This window comes from Actinopolyspora lacussalsi subsp. righensis, assembly GCF_900116555.1.
Classification (GTDB): domain Bacteria; phylum Actinomycetota; class Actinomycetes; order Mycobacteriales; family Pseudonocardiaceae; genus Actinopolyspora; species Actinopolyspora lacussalsi.
Window position 1 is genome coordinate 89,430 of record NZ_FPAT01000004.1, and the last position, 17,734, is coordinate 107,163.

The 17,734-nt window shown below is 65.4% G+C and carries 12 protein-coding genes and 1 pseudogene; 2 read left to right on the forward strand and 11 right to left on the reverse strand.

The features are described 5' to 3' along the window. Positions 1-59 precede the first annotated feature (59 nt). The 11 genes and pseudogenes from BM394_RS08765 to BM394_RS08815 all read right to left on the reverse strand — a co-directional run bounded on the left by BM394_RS08765 (position 60) and on the right by BM394_RS08815 (position 13,077). The gene (locus tag BM394_RS08765; RefSeq protein ID WP_092976532.1) at positions 60-1,160 is read right to left on the reverse strand and encodes an MlaD family protein; all 1,101 of its coding nucleotides are present in this window, start codon (positions 1,158-1,160) and stop codon (positions 60-62) included. After that, positions 1,160-2,512, reverse strand: coding sequence for an MCE family protein (locus tag BM394_RS08770; RefSeq protein ID WP_092976535.1), 1,353 nt, complete (start codon positions 2,510-2,512; stop codon positions 1,160-1,162). The genes BM394_RS08765 and BM394_RS08770 overlap by 1 nt, the downstream gene beginning before the upstream one ends. Then, on the reverse strand, positions 2,512-3,744 hold the full coding sequence (locus BM394_RS08775) for an MCE family protein (RefSeq protein ID WP_092976538.1): 1,233 nt from the start codon (positions 3,742-3,744) through the stop codon (positions 2,512-2,514). The genes BM394_RS08770 and BM394_RS08775 overlap by 1 nt, the downstream gene beginning before the upstream one ends. Next, positions 3,741-4,721 carry an MCE family protein gene (locus tag BM394_RS08780; RefSeq protein WP_092976541.1) on the reverse strand — a complete coding sequence of 327 codons (981 nt, stop codon included), beginning with the start codon at positions 4,719-4,721 and terminating at the stop codon, positions 3,741-3,743. The genes BM394_RS08775 and BM394_RS08780 overlap by 4 nt, the downstream gene beginning before the upstream one ends. Further along, positions 4,718-5,743: an MCE family protein gene (locus BM394_RS08785; RefSeq protein WP_092976544.1), complete on the reverse strand. Its 1,026-nt coding sequence runs from the start codon at positions 5,741-5,743 to the stop codon at positions 4,718-4,720. The genes BM394_RS08780 and BM394_RS08785 overlap by 4 nt, the downstream gene beginning before the upstream one ends. Next, positions 5,740-7,200: an MCE family protein gene (locus tag BM394_RS08790; RefSeq protein WP_092976547.1), complete on the reverse strand. Its 1,461-nt coding sequence runs from the start codon at positions 7,198-7,200 to the stop codon at positions 5,740-5,742. The genes BM394_RS08785 and BM394_RS08790 overlap by 4 nt, the downstream gene beginning before the upstream one ends. Continuing rightward, a complete protein-coding gene (locus BM394_RS08795) occupies positions 7,197-8,036 on the reverse strand; it encodes an MlaE family ABC transporter permease (protein WP_092626270.1) in 840 nt (279 codons plus the stop codon). Before BM394_RS08795 ends, BM394_RS08790 begins: the two co-directional genes overlap by 4 nt. Before the next feature lie 4 nt (positions 8,037-8,040). Then, positions 8,041-8,832 (reverse strand): MlaE family ABC transporter permease, encoded by a 792-nt coding sequence (locus BM394_RS08800; protein WP_092976550.1) that lies wholly within the window; start codon positions 8,830-8,832, stop codon positions 8,041-8,043. Between the two features lie 287 nt (positions 8,833-9,119). Then, a pseudogene (locus tag BM394_RS08805) lies at positions 9,120-10,235 on the reverse strand (ABC transporter ATP-binding protein); the annotation flags it as partial. Between the two features lie 341 nt (positions 10,236-10,576). Further along, positions 10,577-12,535, reverse strand: coding sequence for an FG-GAP-like repeat-containing protein (locus BM394_RS08810; protein WP_175530028.1), 1,959 nt, complete (start codon positions 12,533-12,535; stop codon positions 10,577-10,579). A gap of 50 nt (positions 12,536-12,585) precedes the next feature. Beyond that, positions 12,586-13,077: a hypothetical protein gene (locus BM394_RS08815; RefSeq protein WP_139235178.1), complete on the reverse strand. Its 492-nt coding sequence runs from the start codon at positions 13,075-13,077 to the stop codon at positions 12,586-12,588. Between the two features lie 305 nt (positions 13,078-13,382). Between BM394_RS08815 and BM394_RS08820 the strand changes: the two genes are divergently transcribed. After that, complete coding sequence (locus BM394_RS08820; RefSeq protein WP_175530029.1) at positions 13,383-17,036, forward strand: hypothetical protein; 3,654 nt, start codon at positions 13,383-13,385, stop codon at positions 17,034-17,036. Continuing rightward, on the forward strand, positions 17,033-17,443 hold the full coding sequence (locus tag BM394_RS08825; protein ID WP_092976562.1) for a hypothetical protein: 411 nt from the start codon (positions 17,033-17,035) through the stop codon (positions 17,441-17,443). The genes BM394_RS08820 and BM394_RS08825 overlap by 4 nt, the downstream gene beginning before the upstream one ends. Positions 17,444-17,734: the final 291 nt, after the last annotated feature.

Here is a 17,734-nt window from a genome sequence, read left to right on the forward strand (position 1 = left end):
CCGCGCCCATCCGCTGTTTCGCACCGTCGCTGTTTCGCGCTGTCGCTCCGGTGTCGTCGTCAGTTACCAGGCGCGTTGTGAGATCCGCGTACAGCGGTGGGGCTTCCCTCCGGAACATCGCAACGCGCGTCGGTGTTCAGCGGTACCGCGCCGAGCTCGTTGCCCGCGCGGCGCTCGGTGCTCTCGTACACGCAGGGCACCGGGTCGAAGATGTTGAGCGCCAGCCCGAAGTGCGCGGAGCCGTCCCCGGGAGCGACGGTGAAACCACCGGCGCTGACCGCCGGGTAGGTCACGAACAGCTGCTCCAACCCGGCGCTGTTGTCCGAGAGCGCCCTGGCGGTGGGGATACCGTTGGCCAACAGCGAGGAGAGCGCGGGACCGGTGGTGCGCAGCACCCCGCTGACCTGCTGGGCGGCTTCCGGTGCGCGGTCCAGCACCGCACGGATGTCGCCGTCGGACTTCTCCAGCTGTCGCGACACCAGCCGCAGGTCCTCGCTGAACGACCTGATGGCCGAGGACTGGTCGTTCTGCGTCTCCAGCACCGTGGCCGCGTCGGAGAGCAGCCGCTTGGTCTGGGGCAGGTGGCGCTGCGCCTCGGCGGTGAACTCGTCCGTGGTGTCCAGGATGCGTTGCAGGTTCCCGCCGTTTCCCTCGAAAGCGGTTCCCAGCTCGTCGACGACGGTGCGCAACGAGTCCTCGGGCACCGACTCGACGAAGGAGTCCAGATCGGTGAGCAGCTCCTCGACGGGCAGCGGGGTCTCGGTGTTCCGTTCGCGGATCACCGAGCCGTCGTGCAGGTAGGGGCCGTCGGAGTTCTTCGGCAGCAGGTCCACGTACTGCTCACCGACCACCGAGCGGTTCGCCACGACCGCCCGCACGTCGGTGGGGATCCGCGGCGCGGCGGGCTCGATGTCCAGCGGAACCCGCACGCCCTCCGGGGTGAGTTCGAGTTCGCCGACCCGCCCTACCTGCACTCCCCGGTAGGTGACCTCGGCGTTGGGGAAGATTCCGCCGGAGTCGGCCAGCTGGACGGTCACCACGTAACCGCGCGGTCCGAACAGCCGATCCAGTCCCGCGTACCTGGCTCCGGCGTAGCTGACCCCGACCAGCGCCACGACGAGGAAGGCCGCGATCTGCACACGTACCTTGCGGGTGAGCATCAGTCACCTCCGAACAGGAAGTCGAGGAAACCGCCGTCGTCCTCTCCCGAGGAGTCGTCCCGCTCGGTGGAGGGTTCCGTGGGTTCGGGCGAATCGGCCGTGCTCGGCTGTCCGCCCTGCCCGCTGCCCTGTTCGGCGGACCCCGAGGACCGGTCCGAGGATCCGGAGGAGCCCGAGGCCAGCGGCAGCGGCATGTCGGGAAGCTGGGAGCCGCTCGATTCGCCGGGCAGATCGAGCAGCGGTTGTCTGCTGCGTCCGAGGTTCTCCGCGATACGCGAGATGTTGAGGTCGACGTCCATGTACAGATTGGTGTAGTCGCCCTTGATCCCCTCCACGGCGGCGTCGGTGAAGGGGTAGGTGAACAGGATCTGCAACGACTTCGGCAGGTCCGAACCGGCAGCGGCGAGGTTGCGCAGCACCGGTTGCAGCTCGCGCAGGTTGTGCAGGATGTCCTGCCTGGTCTTGTCGATCACGTCGGTGGCGACGCCGGAGAGCTTGTCCAGCGACTCCAGCATGGTCACCAGTTGCTGCCGCTGCCGGTTCAGCACCTTCAGGCCGGGTTCGAGGTCCCGCAGGGCGGACTCGATGTTGCCGCGCTGTTCGCGAAGCGTGGCGCTGAGCCGGTTGACGCTGTCCAGCGCGGCGGTGATGTCGTCCTTGCTCTCGTCCAGCTCGCCGACCAGCTGGTCCATGTTGGACAGCAGGTCGCGGACCTGGGACTCACGACCGTCCAGGGCCTTGTTGAGTTCCTCGGCGATGTTCTGGATCTGGGCGATACCACCGCCGTTGAGCAGCATGGAGAGCGCGCCGAGCACTTCCTCGACCTCGGGGCCGCGCCCGGTCCGCCCGTTGGGGATCACGTCCCCCTCGCCGAGTTCGCCCTTCGGCTCCTCGGATTCCGGCGGTTGGTACAGCTCCACGTACTTCTCGCCCAGCAGGCTGGACTGTTCGATCTTGGCGAGCGCGTTGCCCGGCAGGTCCACCTTGTCGTGGACGGTCATGGTCACCTCGGCCCGCCAGGAGTCCGCGAGGAGTTCGACGTCCGAGACCCGGCCGACCGGCACGTCGTTGACCCGGACACCGGCGTTGGGCACCAGATCGGTGACGTCGTCGAACCGCGCCTTGACGGTGTAGGGGTCGTCCCCCACGTCGGCCCCGCCGGGCAGTGGCAGGCTGTGCACCCCGTTGAAGTCGCCGAGTCCGCAGCCGCTGGTGACCAGCAGGGTGGTCAGCAGCGCCAGCGAGACCCGACGCAGCGGCCGGAACCGCGCGGTGGTGGTTCGAGTGGTGGCGGTCCGAGTGATGGCGGTCCGAGCGTCAGCGGGGTCGGACGGTGTGTGCGGCGTGGACATCACTGTCCTTTCGATCCGGACCCTTGCGAGCCCTGGAAGAGCTCGTCGCTGCTGCGGCGCAGCGGCAGCGGCAGGTCTGGCTTGCCGCCCTGCTGCAGCTTGGCGATGGTCTCCGTCGGGTCGAGCAGTTCACCGCCGTCGCCCAGGAAGGAGCTCACCGACTCGCAGCCGTCGCGCAGCCCCGACGGCACGTTCGTCAGCGAGCCCTGCTGGCTCTCCGGCCTGATCTGCTTGAACAGCTTGCACAGCAGCACCAGCGGGGGCTGCCGCAGCTCATTGAGATTGGCCCTGGTGTCCAGCGTCCCGGAAGCGGCGTTGTAGGAGTTCTGCAGGTTGCCCAGCGCCAGGGGCGCGTCGGTCAGCGTCTCGCGCAGCGCCTTGTTCTGCTCGGCCAGCACCTCGGCGACCGAGTTGAGCTGCTCGACGTTGCTGCGCAGCTTCTCGCGGTTGTCCCGCACGAACTTCTCGATCTTGTCCAGCGCCAGGGCGAGTTCGGACAGCGCCGTGTCGAGGTCGTCGCGCTGCGAGGCGAGCAGCTGGTTGATGTCGCGCATCTGGCTGTTGAAGTCGCGGACCTGCTCGTCGTTCTCGGCGAGGTTGGAGGTGATGCGCTGCAACTGGTCCACTGTGGAGAACAGGTCCTCGCTGCTGCCGGACAGCGTGCTGCCCGCCTCGCCGAGGTCGCGCAGGGTGCGGGAGATCAGCTCCCCGTTGCCCTCCAGGGTTTCCGCGCTGGTGCGCAGCAGCCTGCTCAGTTCGCCGTTGGAGTTGGCGCCCTCCGGCCCGAGCGCGGTGGAGAGTTCGTTGAGACTCCGGTAGACCTCGTCGATCTCCACCGGCGTCACGGTGCGCTCGTTGGGGATGGTCGCCCCGGCGGCCAGCTTCGGACCGCCGTCGTAGACCGGGGTCAGCTGCACGAACCTGCCGCTGACCACACTGGGCGAGATCACCGCCGCTCCCGCGTCGGCGGGAACCTCCAGCGAGCGGCGCACGCTCAGCTCCACCCGGACCCGGTTCGGTTGCGGTGTCACGGTGTCGATGCTTCCCACCTGGACACCGAGCACACGCACCTCACCGCCCTCGTAGAGGCCGACGGCGTTGTCGAAGTAGGCGACGATGCGGCGCTGGTCCACACCGTAGAACACCCACCACACGGTCGCGGTGACCAGCAGCGCGAGCACGCTTCCCAGCGCCAGCGTCCTGGTCAGGGGAGGTTTGCCGAGTCGGTTCATGGCAGGCAGCCCTCCTGGTTGATCGGGCCGACCGCGGGTGGCAACAGCCCGCAGAGGTAGACGTCGAACCAGCGGCCGTTGCCGAGCACGTTGGAGAACAGCCGGGTGAACGGCGCCATGCGCTCGATGCTCTTGCCGAGGTTCTCCTGGTTGCGCTGCAGCAGCTCGGTCACCTCGTCCAGCTGCCGCAGCGCGGGCCCCAGCTGCGCCGAGTTCTCCTCGACCAGGCCGGTGATCTGGCGGGACAGCTTCGTGACCCCGTCCAGCAGTGACTTGATCGCGTCCCTGCGCTGCCGCAGTTCCGCGAGCAGCCGGTTGCCGTCCCGCAGCAGTTTCTCGATCTCGGTGTTGCGCTCGGCGACGGTGGTGGCCACCTTGTTCGTCTTGTCCAGCAGCTCCTTGAGCTGGCGGTCCCGCTCGGAGATGGTGTTGGACAGTCGGGACAGCCCCTGCAACGTGCCGCGCATCTCCTCCGAGGTTCCGGAGAGGGTGTTCGACAGGGTGCGGAAGCTCTTGGCCAGCTGCGTGGTGTCGACCTTGTCGACGGTCTCGGACAGCTGGCTGAAGGTCTCGATGACGTCGTAGGGCGACATGGTGCGCCGCAGCGGGATGGGGTCGGAAGTGGACTGGCGGTTCTCACCCTTGGTGTCGAGGGCGAGGTACTTCTTGCCGAGCAGGGTTCCCACCTTGATCGCGGCCACGGTGCCGTCGCCCACCCAGGCGTCCCGCACGTCGAAGGTGACCTTGACGTGGGCGTTGTCCAGCTCCACACCGGTGACCGATCCGACCTTCACCCCGGCCACGCGCACGGTGTCGCCCTCGGTGAGGCCGCCCGCCTCGCTGAAGTTGGCGGTGTAGGTGGTGCCGGAGACGAACGGCAGGCTCTTGTAGTTCATCGCCAGCAGGAATCCCAGTGCCAGCACCAGCAGTCCGGCGATGCCGATCTTGATCGGGTCGCGTTTCCGGAAGGACTTCATGGGCGACACCTCGGCTGGGTAACCGGCATCAGCGGCAGCGGTATGTCGGTCTCCCCCACACCGACCGTGCCGGAGACCTCGCAGACGTAGAAGTTGAACCAGGAGCCGTAGCTCGCGGTCCTGCTGATGGTGTTGAGCTTTTCGGGCATGTCGCGCAGGAAGTCGCGCACGTCCGTCTTGTTCTCGTTGAGGTTGGCCGAGACCTCGCGGAGCCCGGCGATGTCCTGCTGCAGCGGTGGTCTCGCCTGCTCGACCAACCCGGCGGTGGTGTTGGTCAGCTCGTCCATCGCGGTGATGGCGCCGCCCACGGAACCGCGGTCGGAGGACAGGCCGGAGACGAACTCCTGCAGCTGGGACACCAGCCCGGAAAGCTGGTCACGACGGTCGTTGACCGTGGTCAGCACCTTGTTGAGGTTGTCGATGACCTGGCCGATGACCTTGTCCTTCTCGGCGATGGTCTTGGTCAGCGAGGCGGTGTGGGTAAGCAGGCTCTTCACGGTGCCCGCCTCGCCCTGCAGCACCTGGATGATCTCGAAGGAGAGCTTGTTGACCTGCTTCGGTGACAGCGCCTGGAACAGCGGCTGGAAACCACCGAGCAGCGCGTTGAGGTCCAGCGGTGGCTGGGTGCGTTCCAGCGGGATGGTCGAGCCCGCCGACAGGTAGTCGTCCACCTCACCCGCGCCCTGCCGCAGTGACACGTAGCGCTCCCCGATCAGGTTGCGCCACTTCACCGCGGCACGGGTCGACTTCGGCAGTCGCTGTTCGGAGACGGTGAAGTTCACTTCGGCCGTACCGTGGTCGACCAGCCCGATGCTTTCCACCTGGCCGACCTTCACCCCGGAGACGCGCACGTCGTCACCGGCTTTCAGCCCGGTGACGTCGGTGAACAGCGCGGTGTAGGACTTCGAGTCGCGCAGCCCCTGGTTGGCGATGGTCAGGATCAGCGCTCCGGTGGCGAGCACGGTGACCAGCACGAAGATCGTGAACTTGACCAGCGGGCCGGTGATGGAACGTCCGCTCATTCGTAGCTCACCTCGCTTCCGCGCAGCAGCGGCCCCACGAGCAGCGAACTCCATCCGGGAACCCGCTCGGGGGAAACGTTCATCGTCGGGGCGAGCACGGTGGAGACGAACTCGCGTTCGGCCGGGGAGTTCACCAGTTCGCTGCCGGTGGTGGCCGACTGCGGCGAGGTGCTCGCCGCCGAATCGTCGCCCCCGCTGCCCGAGGAATCGTCGCCCCCTCCGCCCGAGGAATCGCCGCCCGGGGAATCACTCGCCGGGGAGTCGGCCCCCTCACCGCCGGGCAGGTAGTCCTCGATGCCCGAGGGCGGGTTGAGACCGCCGTTGGAGGTCTTGGCCGGCGGTGGCTTGTAGGAGCCGTCCTTGACGGGGCCGTCCGGCGGGTACTGCGGGAAGGGAGTGGGCGCGTTCTCGAAGTTGTAGCAGCGGGGACCGCGCTTGTCCCGAAAGGCCGGCTCGTCCCTGCCCGGGACGTACTTGCCCCGGTCGGAGGTGATCTCCAACGTGATGTGCAGCCCCGGTTCGTCGGTGCCCTTGCCGAAGGCCCGGTCGATGCGGGGGATGAACTCGGCCATGTCGTCGAGGAAGCACCGGTACTCCGGCGCGTACTTGGCCAGCACGTCCATCGTGGGCCGTGCCGAGGAGTTGAGCCGGATCAGGTTGTCGCGGTTCTCGGCCAGGAACCCGCGCAGATCGTCGGAGGTCCTGGTGGTCTGCCGGGTCAGCACGCGCAGCTGCTCGCGTTGTTCCACCAGCGTCCTGGACGTGGTGGTCAGGTTGTCCAGCGCGTTGAGCGCGTCCGGTGCCGCCTGTTCGTATGTGCGGGCGAAACCGACGACCTCGCGGAGGTTGCGCTTGAGGTCGGGAACCGACGGGTTGATCCCCTCCAGGTAGGTGTTCAACCGCGTGAGGGTGCGGCCGATGTCCTCGCCGCGCCCGTCCAGCGCGGTGCTCAGCGCGTTGAGGGTGGCCGACAGCTCGGAGGGTTGAACCGCGCGCAGCACCTCCAGCGTGTCGGAGAGCACGTTCTGCAGTTCCACCGAGGTCTCGGTGCGGTCCTGGGTGATCACGTCCCCTTCGGACAGATGCGTGCCCGCGGGCCGATCGGGGATCCGCAACGAGACGTAGCGGGAACCGAACAGCGACTTCGGCAGCAGCCGGGCGGTGACGTTGGACGGGATGCTGCCGACCTTGTCCGGCTCCAGGGCGAGCCGCAACGTCGCGCCGTCACCCGCCGCACTCACCTCGCGCACCTTGCCGACCAGCATCCCGCGCACCTTCACGTCGGAGCGGGGGCGCAGCTGGTTTCCGGCGGACGCGGCGCGCAGCTGCACCTCGACCACGGGTTTGAAGGCCTTCTGGTATATCGCCACGGTCAGGCTGACGAACAGCACCATGCTCATCAGCAGCGCCAGGCCCATCAGGCGCCGCTTGACCGGTCCGGGTCCGCGCCTGCTCATCCGGCGATCCGAACCGTGGTCGTCGAGCCCCAGATCGCGAGGCTGAGCAGCAGGTCGAGCACCGCCGTTGACACGATCGCGGTACGCACGGCGCGGCCGACGGCGATTCCCACCCCGGCGGGACCGCCGCTGGCGCGGTAACCGAAGTAGCAGTGCGTCATGATCACCACCACGCTGAATACGAGCACTTTGCCGAAGGACCACAGCACGTCCTGCGGCGGAAGGAACAGGTTGAAGTACTTGTCGTAGGTACCGGGTGGCTGGCCGTAGACGAAGATCGTGACCGCGCGGGAGGCGAGGTAGGAGGTCAGCAGCCCCAGCACGTACAGCGGGATCACCGCCACGAAACCGGCGGTCACCCGCGTGCTGACCAGGTAGGGGAGGCTGGGTATGCCCATCACCTCCAGCGCGTCGATCTCGTCGGAGATGCGCATGGCGCCGAGTTGGGCGGTGAATCCGGAGCCGACGGTGGCCGACAGCGCCAGCCCGGCGACCAGCGGCGCGATCTCACGAGTGTTGAAGTAGGCCGAGACGAAGCCGGAGAACGCCGCGGTGCCGAGCTGGTTCAGCGCGGCGTAGCCCTGCAGCCCGACCACGACACCGGTGAACATGGTCAGGCCGATCATCACGCCGACCGTGCCGCCGATCACCGCGAGCGCGCCGCTGCCGAAGCTGACCTCGGCCAGCAGCCGCAGGACTTCCCTGGAGTAGCGAACGATCGCCTTGGGCAACCACACCAGCACCCGCAGGTAGAACGACATCTGGTCGCCCAGGCCGTCCAGGGTCCGGAGTGGACGCCGCGCCACTTCGAGCGCGCGCCGGGAGATAGTGGTCATTCCCTCACAACCTCTGTGCCGGGAAGATCTGCAGGTAGAGCAGCGTGACGATGAAGTTCACGGCGAACAGCAGCAGGAACGTCACGACCACCGACTGGTTGACGGCCTCGCCGACCCCCTTCGGTCCCGGTGGCGGGTTGAGACCGCGGTGGGCGGCCACCACGCCCGCGATGAAACCGAAGATCAGTGCCTTGAACTCGCCCACCCAGATGTCGGACAGCCGCGCCAGCGAGCCGAAACTCGCCATGTAGGCGCCGGGCGTGCCGCCCTGCATGATCACGTTGAAGAAGTAGCCGCCGAGCACGCCGACCACGCTGACCATGCCGTTGAGCAGCACCGCCACCAGCATCGCCGAGAGCACCCTGGGCACGACCAGCCGCTGCACCGGCGAGACACCGAGCACCTCCATCGCGTCGATCTCGTCGCGGATCTTGCGGGAACCGAGGTCGGCGCAGATAGCCGAACCGCCCGCACCCGAGATGAGCAGCGCGGTGACGATGGGGCTGGCCTGCTGGATGATGGCCAGCACGCTCGCGGCGCCGGTGAAGGCCTGCGCGCCGAGCTGCTGGGTCAGCGAGCCGAGCTGCAGCGCGATCACGGCGCCGAACGGGATCGCCACCAGCGCGGTGGGCATGATCGTGACACCGGCGATGAACCAGCACTGCTGGATGAACTCGCGCAGCTGGAACGGGCGCCTGGGCATCAGGCGGATCACATCGAGGCCGAGCGCGAACAACCTGCCGGTCTCGCGCAGTGCCCCGGTGCCCGGAATCTTGGTTCGGGTCGGAGCGCTCACCGCTCACCCCGCTTACGCCAGAAGCGGCGGCGTTTGCGTCCGCCGGAGGCGGCGGGCTCGGCCGAACCGACCGGCTGCGGCTGCTCCGGGGGTTGTTGTTCCGGAGCCCGCTGTTCGGGGGCGCGCTGTTCCGGTGCACGGCGCGGATGCGGCGTGGGCCGGGGCTGCGGCGAACCGGAGCTCGACGGGACCTGCTCGGCGGACGGAGGGACGTCCTGCCGCGGGGTCTCCTGCCGCGGGGCCTCCTGCTGGAAGGCGTCCGTGTTCGGGGTGTCCGTCCCCTCGTGGGGAAGTCGCGCCACCCGCTCGGTGGGGAGTTCTCCCGCGAATCCGGCCTCGTCGGAGAGCCGCACCGTGTCTCCGCTGTCGGCGCTCCACCGCTCGGCACCGAGGTCGACCGGGCCGGTGGGAGCGTCCCCGGCCAGGCCGTAGCGGGCGCGTTCGGACTCGGAGAGGCTGTTGATCACGGCCTGCCGCGCCCCCGGTTCGAGCGAGTCGAGATCGGCCATGACCCGGTCCTGCCTGCGCCGCACCGCGACCCGCTCGGGAACTCCCGGCGAGATGCCCAGCTGCGGAATGATCTCGGGAACGCCCTGGTCCTCGCCGAGTTCGGCGAGTTCCGCGGCGGTCTGCCCGGAGTCCTTCTCCTCGCTCATCCCGATGGGACCGGCCCTGCGGCCGTTGAGGAACTGCTCCACGGCGGGCTCGGTGGAGGTCAGCAGCAGCTCCCTCGGCCCGAACATGGCGAGGTGGCGGCGGTAGAGCATCCCGATGTTGTCCGGGACGGTGCGGGCGGTGTTGATGTCGTGGGTGACGATCAGGAACGTCGCGTCGGTCTGCGCGTTGAGATCGACGATCAGCTGGTTGAGGTAGGCCGTGCGCACCGGGTCGAGCCCGGAGTCCGGCTCGTCGAACAGGATGATCTCCGGTTCGAGCACCAGGGCGCGGGCCAGTCCGGCGCGTTTCTTCATGCCGCCGGAGATCTCGCCCGGCAGCTTCTCCTCGGAGCCGACGAGACCGACCATCTCCATCTTCTCGCCCACGATGCGACGGACCTCGGTCTCGCCTTTCTTCGTGTGCTCCCGCAGCGGGAAGGCGATGTTGTCGTACAGGTTCATCGAGCCGAACAACGCGCCGTCCTGGAACAGCACGCCGAAGAGCTTGCGCACCTCGTAGAGCTGGCTCTCCGAGCAGTCGCAGACGTCCACCCCGTTGATGACGACCTTGCCGTGCTCCGGGTTGAGCAGACCGACCAGGGCCTTCAGAAACACCGACTTGCCGGTCCCGGAGGGACCCAGCAGCACGCTGATCTCGCCGGTGGGCAGCGTCAGCGTGACGTCGGACCAGATGTTCTGCGACCCGAAGGACTTGGAAAGTCCCTCGACGGCCACTTCGACACCCATCCGCACCTCCACGTCGCTCATCGGCACCCACGCCGGCATCGGCCCGGGTAGCGGGTCAGGTGGGGAACCTGACAGCTGTGACACGCTTAACGAGCGTTGAACGCGTCACACCGGTCAACGAGCCCGGTGCGGCTGGGTTACTCCGGAGTCGCGAACGGATTTCGGCAGATGGGAAGCGGTGGGGCTGTGACTCAGGCCGTGGGCTCCGCTTGCGGTTCGGCAAGGAGTCATCGGACCCGGTGGTTCGGCCGCACACCTCGACTCCCACGGGAGCGCGGGAACAAAAACCGCTCGACAGTCACAGCGAAAAAGTGACCGTCGAGCGGTTTTCACGAAAGATTTCAGCTCACGGTCTCAGGGGGACTGGGAGCCGGAACACAAACATTGTGACAGAAATCGCCGTGCCAGAGAGCATCGTCCTCGATGAACTGCTGTCCGTCGGAGAGCGAGACGAATACCCTTCCGTCGTCGCCGCGGCGGAACGTGATGATGTCGTCCCTGCCGTCGCCGTTGAAGTCACCGACGGCGGGAAGTTCACCGTCCGGCGCGAAGTAGTCGTGCCACCTGCTCCCGAAATTGAACGTGTCACCAGCGGAGAGCGCCACGTATGCTCCGCCTTCGGCATCGTTCATGAAGGTGACGATGTCGTCCTTGCCGTCACCGTTGAAGTCACCGACGGTCGGCCGCTCACCCTCCAACGAGAAGTAGTCGTGCCATTTCTGGTTGTCCTCGGTGAATCCACTTCCCGTGGAAAGGGAGACAAAGACGTCCTCGGGGTTGGTCGAATCACCCTGCAGAAATGTCACGAGGTCGTCCTTGCCGTCACCGTTGAAGTCGCCAACGGCGGGCCGCTCACCCTTCGGGGCGAAGTAACCGTGCCACACACCGTCCGATTCGAAACTGCTTCCGTTCGAAAGTCTGACGGTGGCACCACCGGAAGACTGGCCGTGGAACCGTACGATGTCGTCCTTGCCGTCACCGTTGAAGTCACCGACCCTGACACTGTCGAGAGCGCTGAGGGTTCCCCACGATTCGAAGCTCTCGAAGCCCGAACCGTTCGACAGTGCCACGTAGGTATGGGGAATCGGAACGTCGTCCGAGTTCGGAGTCGTCAGCGTTATCAGCAGATCGGATCGTCCGTCACCGTTGAAGTCACCGCTCATCCTGTCCTCGGCCTTGCCGATGAGTTCGGACGTGTTCTTGGTAGCACCTCCGAACGTACTTCCGTTCGAGTCCGAGGTGTAGACGTCCGTGGCGCCACCGGTGGTGAAGGCGGCGATGTCCTCGTAGCCGTCACCGTTGAAGTCGGTGCCGGCCTCGGTGGTCACGGTGGCCTGGACAGTGTTGGAGGCGGCGCCGTCCCCGGTGGGATAGACGGGCACCACGCGGTAGTGCCAGGTCTGTCCGGCCCGGAGCGCTTCGTGCCGGAAAGAGGTTCCGGTCACGGTGCCCAGCAGGTTGTCCTGCCGCAGCGGCACCTCTGCGGCGGTGGCCCCGTAAACCCGGTACTCAGCGGCACCCGCGTCCGCCCAGCTGACCTCGTTCACGTGCTTGCTGCCCGGCTGCGCCGAAAGCCCCAGGGTCTTGGAAGTCAGCCATCCGGTGATGTTGTCGGTGCGGGCGATGGTCGCCCCGCGCTCGGTGGTGTCCTCACCGAAGCAACCGTGCTGCCACGAGGCGCTGTTGAGCCCGACCAGCTGGACTGTCTCGTTGACCAGCCGCAGCACCGGACCACCGGCGTCGCCCTTGCAGATGCTGGACTGCTCGGTCGTGCCCAGCACGGTGGCCGACCCGCTCGACACCGACTGCACGTCGAACGTGCCGGTGTGCGCGGTGTTCGGCGTCCAATCGGTCGCGGTACGACCGTAACCGGCCGACCGCAACGTCTCCCCACTACTGGCGCCCTCGGTCGTCAACGGCGCCGGAGTGATCCCCGAAATCGCGCTGCCCAGCTTGGCCAGCACCAGATTCCGGTCGGTGCGCGGCACCAACTCCGTCACATCGGCGACCTGACCACCGTCGGTGGACAGATCCGCACGACCCACCGTGGCCGTGGTCGCCGTGTTCGGCGGTCCGGCAGGAACCGTGCCCGGCTGCGACGCATCCTGCGCGAAGCAGGATGCCGCCGTGGCCACCCACCGCGGCGCCACCAGCGCACCGGAGCAGGAGCGATCGCTGCCCACATCCACCTTGGCCAGGAACTCGTAACTGCCCTGCGGCACCTGCTGACCACCGCTGAGCGCGTGAGCAGGCAACCCGGCCAACACCGTCGCGGCCACCGTGGCCACACCGACGGCCAAACCACGTCTCGATCTAGAACTCGACAAAACCATTCCCTTTTCGCTACTCATCACGATGCGCGCAGTTCCAGCAATGTGGCCGGACCGCTTTCGGTATTCTCGCCCTCACCGACCGGTGTGAAGGAGTTCTCGGCCACATCGACCACCTCGGTCTGTCCCTCCACCGTCACGGTGGCCTCGACCGCGTGGTCATCCCCCTTGAGCGTGTAAACCTCGGGTATCTCCACTTTCAGATACCCGGTATTACCGATGACGCGGTAACACGATGTTTCGGTATTGCGACTGTAGACCTCGATCAGCTCGTCCGAGGCAGCGCAGTCGGCCAGCACGATGTTCCCGTCACCCTCGATGAGCTTGATCCCGCGCTGCTGTTCGATGCGGTCCGCACCCGGGTAGGAGTAATCCTCCACGATCGGCGGTGGTGATCCAGCGGCCACTGACTCGGTGGCGATGTCGTTCCCGGTCACAGCTACCGCCACCCCCGTCGACAGCGCGACTAATCCGGACACGCCGAGCACGGCGAGTCGAACTGTATTACGCACAATTCTCCTTTTTTCGGAATACACAAAATAATCGATTTCCCAGATGAAACGCGGGTCAACTTAGCAAAAAAACAAAAAGATAAACAGCGTTTCCGGTAAAGTATAGCGATCATCACACCCCGAGAAAGAGCATTGACAACACCTGTCAAATGAATTCTCGGACGCCGCAGGTGGATAATCCTTGTGGATCACCTTGATTTGAGCGAGGATCTTGCTGAGCCTCGTTCGGTATTAACCCGATCAGGGCATGATTTCGATACTGCATTTGGAGCAATACGAGCATGGGGACCCCCAAGCATCGCGAAGTGGACGGAATCGCTCCACCACGCACATCACGCGGTCGAAGACGAGCACTCACCGCGATCTTCCTGGCCACGTCGGTGGTGAGCGGCATGGTTGGTTCGGCGAGCATCGCCACCGCCGAAGCGGCCGAGGTAACCCCGGCAGATCGCCAGGAGGTGTTGGAACTCTGGAGAAACGGCGGTCCGGACACCAAGGACGACGCGGCAGCCGCACTGGCGGGGACCGATGCGGACCTCCGTGAGTTTCTCAACACCGGCAAGGACATCGCGGCCGAGAACGACCTGCGTATCAGTGTCCTGCGAATGATGTCGTCCGGCGGGCGCGGCATGAAGCTGGCCGGGAACGACGTACTCGAGGACGGCAGCGTCGCGGCACTCGAAGAGTTCGTCCAAGAGGGTTGGAAAAAGCCCTACGAGGACGACCTGCGGGTGCGTGTGGTGCAGATGAAGGCTTCCGGTGGCCCCGGCGTCAAGGAAGCCGCCGAAGCCGCGCTGCAAAAAGGCACGGTAGAAGCGCTGGAGGTATTCCTAACCAGCGGTTGGAGGAAACCTTACGAGGACGACCTCCGAGTAAGGGTGGTTCAGAAACTTTCCACTGGCGGAACGCACGTACAGGAAGCGGCCAACGCTGCTTTGGACGACGGGAGCGTAGACGCGCTCAAGAGGTTCCTGAACAACGGGTTGGAAGTGGCTCGGGCCCGGGACCAAGAGAAGGCCACTGTCACCGAGCTGGTGGAACGGGCCGAAGCCGCCCGAAAGCGAGCCGAAGAGCAAACATCGGCTGCCCAGGAAGCCACCGACCGGGCACTCAAGGCAGCCGGTGAGGCCAAACAAGCAGCGCAGCGCGCGAAAGCCGAAACCGAAGCCGCCCAGAACGACGCGGAGCGGGCGAGTTCGGCAGCGGGTCGTGCGGCAACAGCGGCAGACCAAGCCGCTTCGGCAGCTCGGACCGCGATCGACGCGGCCGCAGCGGCTGACCGAGCGGCGAGAAGAGCGGCCAACGCCGCCACTCGCGCCGCCAACGCATCCAGCATGGCCGGACAAGCCGCTTCACGTGCTTACTCTGCGGCATCCGCGGCCGCCACGGATGCCAGCAAGGCAGCGGAAGCACGTCAGGCAGCGGAACAAGCACGAGGGGCTGCGAAAAGTGCTGACAAGGCGGCCGCCGCCGCCAAGGCAGCCGGGAACGCGGTAAAACAGGTCGCGGAGGCCGCACGTTCGGCCGCCAGCGCTGCTCAGAACGCGGCAGCCGCCGGTGCGGCCGCCGACGCAGCCGGTCGCTATGCCAACGTCTCCGAGTATCAGGCGCAGCGGGCCAGAGAAGCAGGCGCACGAGCTCAACAGCAGGCAGACCGAGCCACTCAGGCAGCGAACGCTGCCACCGCGCTGGCCGACCGTGCCTCCACAGCCGCGGACGAAGCGGCAGCGGCCGCCACTTCGGCTGCCGAGCACGCTCGTGCCGCGGCAACGGCAGCGGAGGACGCGGCCGCTCACGCGGGCGAGGCGGAAAACGCCGCACAGCAGGCCACACAACACGCCAACGCGGCCATCGACGCGGCCAACACCGCCATGGACGCGGCCAAGCAGGCCCAGAACGTCGTCCAGCTGGCCCGCGATGCCGAAACGGAACGTATCCGAGTCGAAAAACAGGGAGCCATAGCCGAAGCGAAGACAGCCGCGGCTTCTCAACAGAAGGAACAATCCAGCGCTGAGTGGGAGGAATCCGAAAAAAGCCGCGTCTCCGATGAGACCCGGAAACTGCTCAACGCGGCTGAGGCTCAGGACGCGGATCCAGCCACAGTGGTCAACAAGGGCCGGCAGGCCGCTGTGAACCTGATTACCACCGGTGGCCCCTGGACCAAGCGAGCCGCACAACACGCGCTGACCGGTACTGACGCCGACGTGCGGCAATGGGTGAACCAAGGCAGAGAGGTGGCGGCGAAGCAGGACGACTGGGAACGCGTCAACTACCTCGCGGATGCAGCGGAGCCGAAAGCACTTCGTGAGGCCGCGAAAAACGTTCTCGACGGATCGCATGCCGAGCTCGAAGAGTTCTTGAAGACCCAGACTTATCCGGGTGAAGAGGACGACGACAGGTTGCGCGCCACGCAGATCCTGGCCGGCGCTACCGGCCCAGCGGTGAAGGAAGCCGCCAACGCTGCCCTCGACGGCACTCACGCCGATGTCAAGGAGTTCCTGGAAACCGGCCAATACGATGCCCGCGAGCACGACAATCGCATCAACGTGCTACGCATCATGGACAGCGGTGGGCGACGTCTGGAGCTCGCCGGTCAAGCCGCCCTGCAGGGGCCACCGGTTTTCCTGAAGAATTACTTGAACGTGGCCCAGCATCTCGCCAAAAAACGCGATGCGAAGGCGACGGCACACGCGGCCGAGATGCAACGTTTGGTGAAACGAGGCATGGAGGCAGCGGCTGCGGCGCAGCGAAAGGCGTACGAGGCAGCGGAAGCAGCCGCGACCGCTCGTGATGCCGCTGACGAGGCGGCAGGATACGCACAGCAGGCGAGTGACTCCGCGAGTCAGGCAGCCGATTACGCGGCTCAAGCCGAGCAGTCCGCGCAGGATGCGCGGAATTCGGCTGAACGTGCGCAGTCCAGTGCACAAACAGCACAGAACGCGGCGGCGAGCGCACGAGAGGACGCGCGAAGTGCCGCTACTTCGGTCGCTGTCGCGACTCAAGCGGCGCAGGAGGCCCGTAGCTACTCCAACAGTGCCTACGGAGCCGCTTCCCGGGCACGCGAATCGGCATACCAGGCCGACCTCGATGCCGAGGCGGCGGCGGACGCTGCTATGGAAGCGCTGCGCACGGCAACGGCCAAGCAGCGTGAAGAAGAACGTCAAATACGGCAGGCCATCAAAAACGGGGAGGCACAACAAGGAATTCCCGCGAAGAAGTTCGAGAATTCTACCGTTCTCGCCAAGGTAAACGGGAAGTGCTACCTGAACGGTGTCGAGCTCCCCGAAAAAATCGGCACGGGAGGATGCCTCTCGCTCGCGCACGACCTGGACATCTGGGTCGGAAGCCGTAAGATCATCTGGGGAATACTCGAGCAAAACCCCGAAGAAGCCCCACAAAGACTCCTGCTTTCCTACTGCGTAGAACACGAGGAGGCCTGCGGATCCGAGCTGATCGGAAAGTTGATCAACAGGATCGGCTTGAAGCCTTCTGTAGCACCCAAGGAAATGGGACTCGGCATATCCCGCCTGATCAGGCCAGGACTGCGACTACTAGGATTACAGCTCAGGAGCAAACCTCAAAACGTATCACGTACACCTTCACGCTTCAGGGACAGCAATCTACCGAACTTCAGAAATGGAAATCTCCTATTCAGGCACTTCATGAAACACGTCAGAAATATTGACATAAAAAGAGGCGGAAAGCTGGTAATTAAAGATCCAGGCGGCGCGGACATGGAGGAACTGAAGTCGCTGGCGAGGTACCACGAAGAAGCGCAGAAACTACTCGCAGAAACCCCGCCCGAGGGAGTGCTCGACGGGACAAGAGCTGCCGATGGAGCAACTGTTAGATTCGACCCCGAAACCAACTACTTCGGCTCCAAAAAAGACGGAATAATAAAAACATTTTTCAAGCCGGATGACGGTATAGATTACTGGAACGACATCAAACTGAAATGAATCGAAAAAATGAATTTGAAGAGCGATTCCAGGAAGCACTGACGGAACAAGGCTACATCAGGACAAGAACCACCGAAGAGCACCTGGAGAGGTGGAACTACTTCATATCCGAGTGCGAGGAGGGCTATGACGACAACGTGGACGAGTACGACTTCGACCTACAACCCAGGAAAGCGCTCGAAATAGCTCTTCAAGATCCGGTACTCAATACGAAGGAGGAAATCAAGAGTCTGCGCGAACAAGTCTTCGAAGCCGACAAGCGACTCCGCGACATTCTCTGCGACAAACCGATTCGCGACCCGGATATCAATCCGTGGTGGATGTGTTACGTACCTCGGTTCGGCTGTCGTGAGTTCGTGGAGGATGTCTACGATGTATACGGCTTGAGCATCCAAACCGTGGACTGACTACATAGAACTGCTGGACAGCAGTGGCTCCCGGGAGTACGAGGCCGTACTCCCGGGAGCCACTTTCTGAAGAGACCTGATCCTCGTCCCGGAGCGAACTGTGCCGACCGGGAGACGCCACCTGAACAACCAGTCTTTTCACCCGCCGGACAAGGTCGTGCGGAAACACGATGGACCTTTCGATGCCACACAACCGAATCGTTTTGCCGAGACGCCTCGTAGCTCGGGCAACTGAGCCTACGGACCCGATCGAGCGAGTCGAGTTCGGCGTCGACGCTTTTGTCGACCGAT

Excerpts from the sequence above, each read along its gene's own strand:
- BM394_RS08825 (WP_092976562.1), top strand. The coding sequence starts at position 17,033 with ATGAATCGAAAAAATGAATTTGAAGAGCGATTCCAGGAAGCACTGACG.
- BM394_RS08770 (WP_092976535.1), bottom strand. The coding sequence starts at position 2,512 with ATGTCCACGCCGCACACACCGTCCGACCCCGCTGACGCTCGGACCGCC.
- BM394_RS08780 (WP_092976541.1), bottom strand. The coding sequence starts at position 4,721 with ATGAAGTCCTTCCGGAAACGCGACCCGATCAAGATCGGCATCGCCGGA.
- BM394_RS08785 (WP_092976544.1), bottom strand. The coding sequence starts at position 5,743 with ATGAGCGGACGTTCCATCACCGGCCCGCTGGTCAAGTTCACGATCTTC.
- BM394_RS08795 (WP_092626270.1), bottom strand. The coding sequence starts at position 8,036 with ATGACCACTATCTCCCGGCGCGCGCTCGAAGTGGCGCGGCGTCCACTC.
- BM394_RS08765 (WP_092976532.1), bottom strand. The coding sequence starts at position 1,160 with ATGCTCACCCGCAAGGTACGTGTGCAGATCGCGGCCTTCCTCGTCGTG.
- BM394_RS08775 (WP_092976538.1), bottom strand. The coding sequence starts at position 3,744 with ATGAACCGACTCGGCAAACCTCCCCTGACCAGGACGCTGGCGCTGGGA.
- BM394_RS08790 (WP_092976547.1), bottom strand. The coding sequence starts at position 7,200 with ATGAGCAGGCGCGGACCCGGACCGGTCAAGCGGCGCCTGATGGGCCTG.